This window comes from Photobacterium sp. SP02, assembly GCF_038519165.1.
Classification (GTDB): domain Bacteria; phylum Pseudomonadota; class Gammaproteobacteria; order Enterobacterales; family Vibrionaceae; genus Photobacterium; species Photobacterium halotolerans.
Genome location: NZ_JASJOJ010000047.1, coordinates 22137 through 34440, shown reverse-complemented (window position 1 = coordinate 34440; position 12304 = coordinate 22137). Strand labels below are relative to the sequence as shown.

Genomic DNA, 12304 nt, shown 5'->3' with positions numbered 1-12304 from the left:
CATTTGACAACCTGGTAGTCACCAGATCATCTTTAAATCTTTGGTTGCGGGGGCTGGATTTGAACCAACGACCTTCGGGTTATGAGCCCGACGAGCTACCAAGCTGCTCCACCCCGCGTCCGAAAACACTGAAAAGCAAACTGAAACATTATTGCCTTTCGAGGCTGCGCATTATACGAGGAAAACAGGCGGATGCAATAGTTCTGAGTAAAAATCTCCGCCGGCCCGCTCAACCGTTCATTAAAGCATCAAATTTTAAAGATCTGCTCACGATAGAAACGCAGTTCAGCAATGGATTCGCGAATATCATCCAGCGCCAGGTGACTGCCCTGCTTATGGAAGTCGTTGAGCAGCTCTGGCTTCCAGCGACGGGTCAGCTCCTTCAGTGTGCTGACATCCAGATACCTGTAATGAAAGTATTGTTCTAATTCCGGCATGTGCCTATAAAGGAAACGACGATCCTGACCTATGCTGTTACCACAAATAGGCGATGCGCCCTTGGGCACCCATTGTTCGAGAAATGCGATGGTCTGACGTACCGCTTCCTGTTCATTAACCTGGCTTTGCTGCACCCGGGCGACCAGGCCACTGTGGGTATGTGTATTGGTACACCAGTCATCCATCTTGTCCAGTTCGGCTTGGGGTTGATGAATTGCCAGTACCGGTCCCTCTGCCAGAATGTTGAGCTGGGCATCGGTCACTATGGTCGCAATTTCAATGATTTTGTGTGTATCGGGATCCAGACCTGTCATTTCCAGATCGATCCAAATCAGGTTCTGATCGCTGATTGTCATTGGAATTTGCCTATTTGATGACTAAAGCATGTATCATACTTAGCCTGAAATGAAAGCCAACCAAACAGAACGATATTCTTGTGGCAAAAAAGAAAAAGTTAACTAAAGGTCAGAGCCGACGTGTCCGCTCTAACCAAAATAAGCGCCTGACTAAGGGCATGGAAGATATCCAGTGGGATGAAGCCCTGCTGGAGAATGCCCGTGAAGGCTTGGTGATCACCCGATTCGGCCAGCATGCCGATATTGAAGATCCGGAAACAGGGACCATCCACCGCTGTAACCTGCGTCGCAGTATTCAGAGCCTGGTATCCGGAGATCGCGTTGTCTGGCGGCCCGGTGTTGAAGCCCTGCAAGGCATCGCCGGTGTGGTCGAAGCGGTCCATGAGCGGACGTCGGTGCTGACCCGCCCGGATTACTACGATGGGGTTAAGCCGGTGGCGGCGAATGTTAACCGCATCATCATTGTCTCTTCCGTGCTGCCTGAGCTGTCGCTGAACATTATCGACCGTTATCTGGTAGCTGCCGAGACAGTTGAAATCGAGCCGCTGATTGTGCTGAACAAAGTCGATTTGCTCGATGACGGCCCCCGTCAGCAGGTCGAGCGCACCCTGTCGCTGTACAAAGCGATCGGCTATGAAGTGCGTTACGTCAGCACCATGACAGGAGAAGGGTTAGCGGCACTGAAAGCGGATCTGAAAGATCACGTCAACATCTTTGCCGGTCAATCCGGGGTGGGGAAATCCAGCCTGGTCAATGCCCTGATGCCGGAAGTGGATGCAGAGATCGGCGATGTGTCAGAGAACTCGGGACTGGGCCAGCACACCACCACAGCAGCACGTCTGTACCACTTTGCTGAAGGCGGGGATCTGATAGATTCACCCGGGGTTCGGGAGTTCGGACTGTGGCACCTGGAACCGGAGCAAGTGACAAACGCTTTTGTCGAGTTCCGGCGTTACCTGGGTGGCTGTAAATTCCGCGACTGTAAACACAAAGACGATCCGGGCTGCCTGCTGCGTGAAGCTTTAGCAGACGGAAACATCAGCCAGGAACGCTTTGACAGCTACCATAAAATCATTGAAAGCATGTCGGAAAACGTGGCTAACCGTCAGTTTTCTCGAAATAAGCAAAATTAAGCGGCCCTGCGTCATCAACTGCGAGCTGGCTCCCTCTTCGCGTGCGCTCACCTGACTTCATATCTGAAATCAGGTAGAATCCGCGGCCCGGGTCAGCGCTACTGATGGCGAAGAACCAAGTTATTGATTTATAGAACAATCGGAATCTTATTGTGAGCGATAATCTGAAAATTGGCCTGCAATACTGCGCGCCCAAACATGCCCTGACCCGCCTGGCCGGCAAACTTGCCGACCTGAAAGGTGGCTTTGTCACCACGGCGGTGATCCGTTGGTTTATCAACCGCTATAAAGTGGATATGGCAGAAGCCCGTAACGAAGATCCCGCGTCTTACGCCACTTTCAACGATTTCTTCGTGCGCGAACTCAAAGACGATGCCCGCCCGCTGAACGACGACGCCGAGGTCTTCTGTCACCCGGCTGATGCCTGTGTCAGCCAGCTGGGTGCGATTGAAAAAGGCCAGCTGATTCAGGCCAAGGGGCATTACTACGAGGCGGTTGAACTGCTGGGCGGCGATCAGGCGCTGGCAGAGGAATTTGCTGACGGGAGTTTCGCCACTCTGTATCTGTCTCCGCGAGATTATCACCGCGTACACATGCCATGTGACGGCACCCTGCGCCAGATGATCTATGTGCCGGGCGATCTGTTTTCGGTCAACCCGCTGACCGCTGAAAATGTGCCAAACCTGTTTGCCCGTAATGAGCGCGTGGTCTGTATCTTTGATACGGAATTCGGCCCGGTTGCTCAGGTACTGGTGGGGGCCACCATCGTTGGCAGTATTGAAACCGTCTGGTCTGGCACTATTACACCGCCGCGCGGCCCTGTTGTTCGTCGCTGGGATTACCCGGCCGACGGCGAGCAGGCTATCACCCTGAAAAAAGGCCAGGAAATGGGCCGTTTCAAACTGGGTTCCACCGTCATCAACCTGTTCCCGAAAGAGATGGTGACCTTTGCCGACCATCTGGCGCCGAATGTGACTACCCGTATGGGTGAGGCCTACGCCCGTCTGACTGCACAGCCAGTGACAGAGCCGATGGCAGACAACAGCGACGCTTAACTGCTCCGCTAACGCTGATTGACAAAAAGGGACGGATTCGTCCCTTTTTTGATGCGGTATTTTGATCTCACCCGTCATATGCATCTCATTGAGAGTGCTATGCTGTCCGTGCCCCTTTTTAATACAGAGCGCCGGACATGCGGGACATATCGCTATCGCTACTGCTGAAATTACTGATTGCCTTCGGCCTGCCCTTTGCCCTGCTGCAGGTTCCGACACCCTCGCTGCCGCTGGGTGAGCTGACGCTGGTGCAGCACAGGTTACTGGCCATTTTCGTGATGGCCGCATTGCTCTGGGTATTAGAGCCGGTGCCTGTCTATGCGACGTCCCTGCTGATCATAGTGCTGCAACTTGTCATGCTCTCCGATCAGAGCCTGCTGTTGTTTCGTCAGCCGGCAGACACCACCCCGCTGGGCGATTTCATTGCCTATACCGATATTTTCCACGCCTTTGCTTCACCGATCATCATGCTGTTTCTCGGTGGCTTTGCCCTGGCGATTGCCGCTGCCAAGTACCGGCTGGACACCAATCTGGCGCGGGTACTGTTAAAACCCTTTGGCTCACAGCCACGCTATATCATGCTGGGGCTGATGCTGATCACTGCGGTCTTCTCCATGTTTATGTCCAATACTGCTACCACTGTCATGATGCTGGCGCTGCTGGTCCCTATCCTGGCAGCAGTGCCCAAAGAAGACAGCAGCATCAAAGCACTGGTACTGGCGATACCGGTTGCCGCCAACACAGGCGGTATTGCCACCCCTATCGGCACGCCGCCCAATGCCATTGCTTTACAGTACCTGAGCGATGAGCACAGTATCAGTTTTCTCGGCTGGATGGCGTTTGGCCTGCCGTTTGTCTTAGTGCAGCTTGCGCTGGCCTGGTGGCTGCTGCAGCGGCTTTATCCTACCCGGCATCACACCCTGGATTTACGGCTTGAAGGGCAGTTTCAGCGCTGCTGGCAGGCCTGGGTGGTCTACCTGACGTTCGGGCTGACCATTGTGCTCTGGCTGACAACAGCCTGGCACGGAATGAATGCCTATGTCGTCGCTCTGATCCCACTGACAGTGTTCGCGCTGACAGGCATAATCGGCAAAGAAGAGCTGAAACTTTTTAACTGGGATGTGCTGTGGCTGGTGGCCGGCGGAATAGCCATTGGCATGGCACTTGACCAGACCGGGCTGGCCGGACAGCTGGCCCACGCGATTGACTACGCCAGCCTGCCGACCCTGCTGATTCTGATCCTGCTCTCGGTTTTGTGCTGGCTGATGGCCAATTTTATGTCCAATACGGCGACCGCCAACCTGCTGATGCCCATCGGGGCCGCGATTGCCACTTCGGTTCCCGCCTTGGCCGGGGCGGGAGGATTGACGGCCATGCTGATCATGTTGGCCTTCTCTGCCTCGTTAGGTATGGTGCTGCCCGTTTCAACCCCACCCAATTCTCTGGCCTACTCCACAGGCCTGATTGATAGTCGCGATATGATGAAAGTGGGGATACTGGTCGGTCTCAGCGGCCTGTCGGTACTGTATCTGGCAGCATTAATGGCTTTATCCGTGTAACTCAATCCGGTGAAAGCATAATTTTGGCACCATGATCACATCCTAACAATGGACTGCGCAATTAGGCATAAAGCAAACATCAGATTCGCTGATAATTCCGAGTGACTCACTATTTACTTCTGCCCATGCTTTTCACAGCAAAAGAAAGTCAGGGAACGAACTCGGGATTGCAGTATGAAATTCACGATAAAAATGAAAATTCAAGTGGCCATTGCGGCCATCATAGCCACAGTCAGTGCTATCCAGGCCGGCATTTCAGTCACCCAGCTTCGCACCGAAACCACCAACGAAGTCAATGCCCAGATGCGTGCCGCCGGCGGGGCCACCAGCGATTACATTGCCGACTGGCTGGGTGCCCGCCGCGATATGGTTTTAGCCAACCTGCCGCTGATTGCAGCCGAAAAAAATAGCGACAGAGAGCTGCTGCTGACCAAGCGCGCCGGTAATTTTTTGTCTGTCTACGCCGGTTTCAGCGACGGCAGCATTGCCTACGGCGATAAAACGGAAGACTGGCCTGCTGACTATGATCCCCGTACCCGCCCCTGGTACCAGGACGCGAGCAAGTCCAGCCAGCTGATTCTGACCGAACCCTATCAGGATTTTGATGGCAGCCTGGTGGTCAGCTTCGCCCGCTCATTCAGCGGCGAACGGCGCGGTGTACTGGCCGCAGATCTCACCGTCACCCACATTGTCGACAAAATCCTCAGCCTGACGCTGGACAACGCAGGCAGCGCTTTTCTGATTGACGGCAACAATACGCTGGTCGCATATCAGGATACTTCGCTGAGTCGTAAGCCATTAACCCAACTAGATAATGATCTCTCCTCTGGCTTTATCCGCAATGTTACCGGCAGCCAGCAGGTCGCAGAGTTTCATTTTGATCAAGACGGGAAAGACAAACTGATCTTTGTCTCGCCGATTGCCGGTACCGACTGGTCGGTGGGTATCATAGAGGATAAAGATCTGGCGTATGCGGCCATAGGGAAAACCCTGTCTTTCACTCTGATGGCCTCAGTGCTCTTGTATCTTGTCATTGCCCTGCTGGCCGGCTGGATCATTAACAGCCTGCTGCGCCCGCTCAGTGAGCTTAATCGCTCGGTGCATGCGCTGACCCAGGGCAACGGCGATCTGACCCAGCGGATTGCGATCCAGCGCATGGATGAAGTCGGCGAGCTGGCCGAAAACATGAACCTGTTCCTCAGCCAGCTGCAACAGATGATCAAAGGCATAGTCTCCCGCTCGCACACCCTGGGCGAACAGGCCGAGCAGTCGTTTCATCAGGCCCGCCAGGCTTCAGAGCGGGTGCACGGTCAGCAGAACGAAATCAACCAGATCGCCACCGCCATACACCAGATGTCGGCCACTGCTGCCGAAGTGGCGAGCCACGCCGAGCTGACCGCGTCTGCGGCCCAGTCTTCTACCAGTGCATGCGATCAGGGCCAGACGGTGATCAGCCAAAACCGCGAAGCCATCATGTCGCTGGCCAATCAGGTCCAGGATGCCGCCACTGTGATCCAGACACTGGAAGCCAATGCGCAGAACATCAGCCACATTCTGGCGACCATTCAGGGCATTGCCGAGCAGACCAACTTGCTGGCGCTCAATGCCGCGATTGAAGCCGCCCGGGCCGGTGAACAGGGCCGTGGGTTTGCCGTGGTGGCCGACGAAGTGCGCGTGCTGAGCCAGCGCACCCATGATTCAACGGAAGAGATCCGGGCCATGATTGACACGCTGCAGGGCAATACCCGCCAGGCTGTCGACAGCATGGGTGCCAGCACAGAGCTGGCCGGGCAAAGTGTCGATTACGCCCAGGCCGCCAGTGACAGCCTGAGCCAGATCACCCGCTCCATCGCAGAGATTTCTGATATGGCCACCCAAATTGCCAGCGCGGCAGAAGAGCAGCGCGCGGTAAGTGAAGATATCAGCCGCAATACCCAGGCGATCCGCGATGTCTCCGATCATCTGGCCACCCAGACGCAGGACGTCAGCCAAAGCGCTCAGGGTATGAATCAGGCGGCCAAAGCGATGCGCGACGACGCCTCACGCTTTAAGATTTAACCCCGGCCATCCCCGCACGGTCAGCCCGAACAGGCTGGCCGTGCCCGCCGTTGCCCTCATCCGCCGATACCATTTTTCGCCGCTTTGCTGCATGATATGCCACCACTCCGCATCACAAACTGTCTTGCAGTGTTTTCGAATAAGGATATCCATGGGTTACGAATGGCTGGCGCTGGCCGCCGCTTTGTTGTGGGCCATCAGCAGTTTAATCTCCGTCACACCTTCGCGCCATCTCGGCGCCTTTGCCTACAGCCGCTGGCGCATGGCTTGCGTTACTGTGATGCTGTCTGCTATGGCGCTCATAAATGGTGGCTGGGCCAGTATGACACTGGATCTGGCTCTGGTGATGGCACTGTCAGGACTGATTGGGATTTTTATCGGTGATACCGCGCTGTTTGCCTGCTTCAACCGGATTGGCCCGCGCCGTGGCGGCCTGTTGTTCTCCTGCCATGCCGTCTTCTCGGCGCTGCTCGGCATCTGGCTGTTTGCTGAGACTTTACTGGGCTGGAAACTGGTCGGGGCGCTGTTGGTGTTTGCCGGTGTGGTGACGGCCATTCTCTTCGGCCAGAAAAGCCAGAAGCATCAGATAGAAGCCATCACCGGCAGTTTAGCTGTCGCGGTGGGGCTGGGCTTGACGGCGGCACTGTGTCAGTCACTGGGCGCGATTATCGCTAAACCCGCGATGCAGACCACGCTGGATCCGGTGGCCGCTTCGGCGATGCGCATGGCCACGGCATTCGGCGCCCACAGTGTGCTGCGCCTCAGTGGCGCCAGCATTGCCAAACCCCTGCAACCGATCAATCTGCCGATCCTAGGTATGGTGGCGCTGAATGGTTTTCTGGCCATGGCCGTCGGGATGACGCTGATTCTGTTTGCCCTGCAGCACGGCGATGTGGGTATGGTGGCGCTGTTATCTTCCACCACCCCTATCATGATTTTGCCGCTGCTGTGGATCTACACCCGACACCGGCCGCCGGGCACCGCCTGGCTGGGCGCACTGCTGGCGGTGCTCGGCACCGGCTTGATACTCAGTCTCTGAGCCGGCATGCGCTCAGCACATCTTATCAGGCGATAGTGACCGGAAAAGCGGTCACTGCCGCGATGTGTGTCTGCCCCAGAGCCAGCATCACCAGGCGATCAATCCCCAGCGCCACGCCGGCACAATCGGGAAAACCGGCCTTGAGTGCGGCAACCAGATGCTGATCGATCGGCTGCGCTGGCAGCCCCATTGCCAGCCGCTTGGCGTTATCGGCTTCAAAACGGGATAACTGCTCATCGCCGTCGGCCAGCTCGTGAAAACCGTTGGCCAGCTCAATGCCTTTAAAGTACACCTCAAAGCGCTCAGCAACACGGTGATCAGACGGGCTGATCCGCGCCAGTGCCGCTTGCGAGGCCGGAAAATCATACACAAAAGCCGGCACCTGCTGGCCGATCACCGGCTCCACGCCCATGCTGAACATCAGCTGCAGCAGGGTGTCTCTGTCAGTTTCATGGGCTGCCACCTCGCCGAGATTCAGCACCAGAGCTGCATGTTTCAGCTCGTCCATTGAGGCGGTCAGCGGACAGACATTCAGCACCTGTAAAAAAGCCTGCTGATAGCTCATGCGCTCAGCGGCAGTACACTGCAGCACAAGTTGCAGCAGGGCATCCATTTCATCCATCAGCGCATGGTGGTCAAACCCGGGGCGGTACCACTCCAGCATAGTAAATTCCGGGTTATGGTAACGGCCGGATTCTTCGTTGCGAAAAGCCTTACAGATTTGGTAGATAGGCCCGCTGCCCGCCGATAACAATCGCTTCATGTGAAATTCAGGGCTGGTCATCAGATAGAGCGTCTGGCCGTGGGCAAAACCGGGACCGACAAATTGCGTCTGAAAGGTATGCAGGTGAATGTCGGTGACTGTGGCCTGGCTCATGGCCGGGGTATCCACCTCCATTACACCGCGATGTGCGAAAAATTCACGCACAGACGCCAGAATTGCGGCCCGCTGGCGCAGGTTCGCCAGATCAGCCGTGGGTTGCCATTGCATTGTCATAGGAGAGTCTTTTTCATCTGAGTCGAAAGTGGTGAAGAGAAAACGGGGCATGAAAACAACAAAGGCCGCATAATGCGGCCCTTGTCTGCTCACACGAAGAAATTACTTCACGCGGCTGACGTATTCCGCAGAGCGGGTGTCAACTTTGAGCACTTCACCGATCTGAATGAACAGCGGCACACGAACCACAGCACCGGTAGACAGAGTCGCAGGTTTACCGCCTGTACCCTGGGTATCGCCTTTCAGGCCCGGATCCGTCTCAACCACTTCCAGTTCCACAAAGTTAGGTGGCGTGACGGCAATCGGGTTGCCGTTCCACAGTGTCAGTGTACAGGTGTTGTTTTCTACCAGCCATTTCGCATTATCGCCCACTGCCTTCACATCAGCAGCGATTTGCTCAAAGGTTTCATTGTTCATGAAGTGATAGAATTCACCGTCGTTGTACAGGTAATCCAGTTCAATATCGACAACGTCTGCAGCTTCTACAGAATCACCCGATTTGAAGGTTTTTTCCAGAACCTTACCAGACAGCAGTTTGCGGATTTTGACCCGGTTAAACGCCTGGCCTTTACCTGGCTTCACAAATTCGTTTTCGATAATGACACAGGGTTCATTATCGAGCATAATTTTCATTCCGCCGCGGAATTCATTAGTGCTGAAAGACGCCATTTTTTTCCTCTTAACATCTTCGAGTTATTTTTCATGCCGCACATCATAACCCGAAACGTCGCTACTGTTGAGCAAAACTGGCTCGAACAATTAGCCGATGCGATCTCGGATCCGCTTGAACTGCTTCACCGGTTGGATATCGACCCTGCCCCCTGGCAAAACGGGCTGGCAGCCAGAAAGCTGTTTGCGCAGCGTGTACCAAGAAGCTTTGTTGACAGAATGGAAATGAGCAACCCGCATGATCCCTTATTGCGCCAGGTTTTACCGCTGGCCGAAGAATTTGAGGTCCACGAGGGCTTTTCGCACGATCCGCTGGAGGAACAGAATAATACCCTGCCCGGCCTGCTGCACAAATACCGCAACCGGGTACTGCTGATCGTCAAAGGCGGCTGTGCCATTAACTGCCGCTACTGTTTCCGCCGCCATTTTCCCTATCAGGACAATCCGGGCAGCAAGCGCCAGTGGCAGCAGGCGCTGGATTATATTGCCGCTCACCCTGAGCTGAATGAAGTGATCCTGTCCGGCGGCGATCCGCTGATGGCCAAAGACAGTGAACTGCGCTGGTTAGTGGACGGTATTGCCGCCATCAGCCATATCAAACGGCTGCGGATCCATACCCGTCTGCCTGTGGTGATCCCGGCCCGGATAACACCCGAGCTGCGCCTGTTGCTGCAGCAAACCCGGCTCCAGGTCGTTCTGGTCACCCATATCAACCACGGCAACGAAATTAACCACGAGCTGAGAGCAGCACTGGCACCGCTGCGCGACGCCGGCGTCACTTTGCTCAATCAAGGCGTGCTACTGCGGGGGGTCAACGACTCGGTTGACGCCCTGGTCAACCTGAGCGAAGCCTTGTTTGATGCCGGGATCCTGCCTTATTACCTGCATGTGCTGGATAAAGTACAGGGCGCCGCCCATTTCATGGTGAGCGATGACGAAGCCCGGCTGTTAATGGCCGGGCTGATAGCAAAGGTGTCCGGTTATTTAGTGCCCAAACTGACCCGAGAAATTGGCGGACGTACCAGCAAAACCCCGCTGGATCTGCATTTGGAATAACGCCCGATCTTGGCTTGTGATGTGGTGCCATCCGGCTCCCCGTTCAGACTTCGCCAATGATGACCCGCGAGTCCCTGCTTAGCCAGGGACGCACCCCGCCGAAAAAGTACAACCTTTCATTCACATCACGATCAATAGAACATACAACTAAAAAATATTAATCATACAAAATAAAAACAAATAAAATTAATCACTTATTAGCGTTTGAAAGTGTTAATAATGTCATTAGACTGGCCGCCGAATACTCTCGTATTGCATATTTTTGTGATTCATGTCACTCACTAGCATTCGGAAAAAGTCATGACTGCCAATTGGAATCTTAAAACCAAGCTTTCGATGCTGTTCACAGCCATCGCGCTTATTATCATCGCGGCTCTGTCAGCGATTTCTTATCACACCCTGGTCAATTCAGCGATGAGCAGTATTGATACAGAACTGAACACTGCTGCTCAGGCCGTGGAACAGCTCATCGGCGATCTGCCCAATGAGGAAGCCGGCCGTGATGATGCCCTGTATGACGACATTTCAGCCCATCTGACCCACTTTACCCAAGGCGCTAAGCTGGAATGGGCCTACTCAACCGTGCGTCGCGGTGGCCAGGTGTACTACACCTATATCAACCGGGATGAGAATGAGTGGAAAAGCGGCCGCTATAAGAACTGGTATCTGGAGCAATACCTGAAAGTGCCGGAAATGCTGTACGAAGCCTTCCGTACCGAGCAAACCCAATATCAGAGTTATCAGGGCGAATACGGCATGTACCGCTCTATCTTTGTGCCTTTTCGCGGCGATAAAGGCGATCTCCATGTCATCGGCATAGATGTCAAACTGACAGACATCGAAGAAGTCAAAACCGAAGCGCTGAAGAAAACCTTTATAATAGCGGCCGTATTCCTGGTGCTGACAGTGATAGCGGCACGCATGATTGCCAACCTGATCGTCACCCCGGTCAATGGCCTCAATCAGGTGCTGCGTTCACTGGCAAACGGCAACTGGGATCTGAACCAACGTGTGACAGTCCGCAGCCAGGATGAAATCGGCGAAATGTCCGATTCCTTCAATATCTTTATGGCCGCCCTGCGCCAGCGGATGCTGGAAGTGCAGCAATCGTCCGACAGTGTGGCAGCCACCAGCGCCCAGCTCGACACCCTGATCCGCGCCGTGACAGATCGCTCGATGACCCAGTCGGAACATGTCGGCAGCAGTGCCACTGCCATTGAAGAGCTGGCGGCCAGCGCCCAGAGCATCACTGAGATTGTTGATAACGCTAACCAGCAAATGGGCCAGTTCGAACTGCTGACTCAAAACACCGTTGAAGCCATAGATAACGCAGTACGCGGCATGCAGTCTGTCCAGCTGGAAACCAATACCGTGGCCGACAAGCTGCAGCAGCTCGACAACCGTGCCAGTGAAATCAACTCCATTGTCGAAGTCATTAAAGACATTGCCGATCAAACCAACCTGCTGGCACTCAATGCGGCCATTGAAGCCGCACGTGCCGGTGCGCAGGGCCGCGGCTTTGCTGTGGTCGCCGATGAAGTCCGTCAGTTGTCAGAGCGTACCGCCAAAGCCACGGTGGAGATCAGCACCATGATCCGCTCGATTCAGACCGACACCAGCGACACCACGCAAACCATGCAGCATGCGGTCGACCGGGTCGACAGCAGTGTGCAGCACGCCGATCAGGCCAACGCATCCCTCAGTTCCTTTAACCAGGAAATCTCAGCGGTCAGTTCCGGCATGGAAGAAATCGCCGGTTCGGTCAAGGAGCAGGCTCACGCCTCAGATCATCTGTCTCGCAATGTCGCTTCCCTGAGTGACAGCGCGGAAGAAAACCGCCTGTCCACCCTGGAAGCTCAGCAGGGGGTTGATGAACTCAAACGCCGCGCCAATGCGCTGCATCAGGTCGTCAATCAATTCACCCTGTAACCTGTAATAACAACA

The 12304-nt window shown here is 55.0% G+C and carries 10 protein-coding genes and 1 tRNA gene; 7 read left to right on the top strand and 4 right to left on the bottom strand.

Going from position 1 to position 12304, the window contains the following annotated elements; all coding sequences use genetic code 11:
• Positions 1 to 41 precede the first annotated feature (41 nt).
• A tRNA-Met gene (locus tag P0Y67_RS17145) sits at positions 42 to 118 on the bottom strand.
• 130 nt (positions 119 to 248) lie between these two features.
• Complete coding sequence (orn, locus tag P0Y67_RS17140; RefSeq protein WP_161442992.1) at positions 249 to 794, bottom strand: oligoribonuclease; 546 nt, start codon at positions 792 to 794, stop codon at positions 249 to 251.
• An 80-nt stretch (positions 795 to 874) separates the two neighbouring features.
• On the opposite strand from orn, the gene rsgA reads away from it, so the two are divergent.
• The 5 genes from rsgA to P0Y67_RS17115 all read left to right on the top strand — a co-directional run bounded on the left by rsgA (position 875) and on the right by P0Y67_RS17115 (position 7638).
• A complete protein-coding gene (rsgA, locus tag P0Y67_RS17135) occupies positions 875 to 1927 on the top strand; it encodes a small ribosomal subunit biogenesis GTPase RsgA (RefSeq protein WP_342392871.1) in 1053 nt (350 codons plus the stop codon).
• Between the two features lie 152 nt (positions 1928 to 2079).
• Entirely contained in the window at positions 2080 to 2982 is a 903-nt protein-coding gene (gene asd, locus P0Y67_RS17130; RefSeq protein WP_342392870.1) for an archaetidylserine decarboxylase, read from the top strand.
• A gap of 137 nt (positions 2983 to 3119) precedes the next feature.
• Positions 3120 to 4541, top strand: a complete 1422-nt coding sequence (locus P0Y67_RS17125; protein WP_342392869.1) for an SLC13 family permease — start codon at positions 3120 to 3122, stop codon at positions 4539 to 4541.
• Positions 4542 to 4715: 174 nt separating this feature from the next.
• Positions 4716 to 6599 carry a methyl-accepting chemotaxis protein gene (locus tag P0Y67_RS17120; protein WP_342392868.1) on the top strand — a complete coding sequence of 628 codons (1884 nt, stop codon included), beginning with the start codon at positions 4716 to 4718 and terminating at the stop codon, positions 6597 to 6599.
• A 151-nt stretch (positions 6600 to 6750) separates the two neighbouring features.
• On the top strand, positions 6751 to 7638 hold the full coding sequence (locus P0Y67_RS17115; protein ID WP_342392867.1) for a DMT family transporter: 888 nt from the start codon (positions 6751 to 6753) through the stop codon (positions 7636 to 7638).
• A gap of 25 nt (positions 7639 to 7663) precedes the next feature.
• Here the strand turns inward: P0Y67_RS17115 and epmA are convergent, their stop codons facing one another.
• Positions 7664 to 8635, bottom strand: coding sequence for an elongation factor P--(R)-beta-lysine ligase (epmA, locus tag P0Y67_RS17110; RefSeq protein ID WP_342392866.1), 972 nt, complete (start codon positions 8633 to 8635; stop codon positions 7664 to 7666).
• Positions 8636 to 8737: 102 nt separating this feature from the next.
• Positions 8738 to 9304: an elongation factor P gene (gene efp, locus P0Y67_RS17105; protein ID WP_027254071.1), complete on the bottom strand. Its 567-nt coding sequence runs from the start codon at positions 9302 to 9304 to the stop codon at positions 8738 to 8740.
• A gap of 33 nt (positions 9305 to 9337) precedes the next feature.
• Between efp and epmB the strand changes: the two genes are divergently transcribed.
• Both epmB and P0Y67_RS17095 read left to right on the top strand, forming a co-directional pair.
• Positions 9338 to 10360 carry an EF-P beta-lysylation protein EpmB gene (gene epmB, locus P0Y67_RS17100; protein ID WP_342392865.1) on the top strand — a complete coding sequence of 341 codons (1023 nt, stop codon included), beginning with the start codon at positions 9338 to 9340 and terminating at the stop codon, positions 10358 to 10360.
• A gap of 300 nt (positions 10361 to 10660) precedes the next feature.
• Entirely contained in the window at positions 10661 to 12289 is a 1629-nt protein-coding gene (locus P0Y67_RS17095) for a methyl-accepting chemotaxis protein (RefSeq protein WP_342392864.1), read from the top strand.
• Positions 12290 to 12304: the final 15 nt, after the last annotated feature.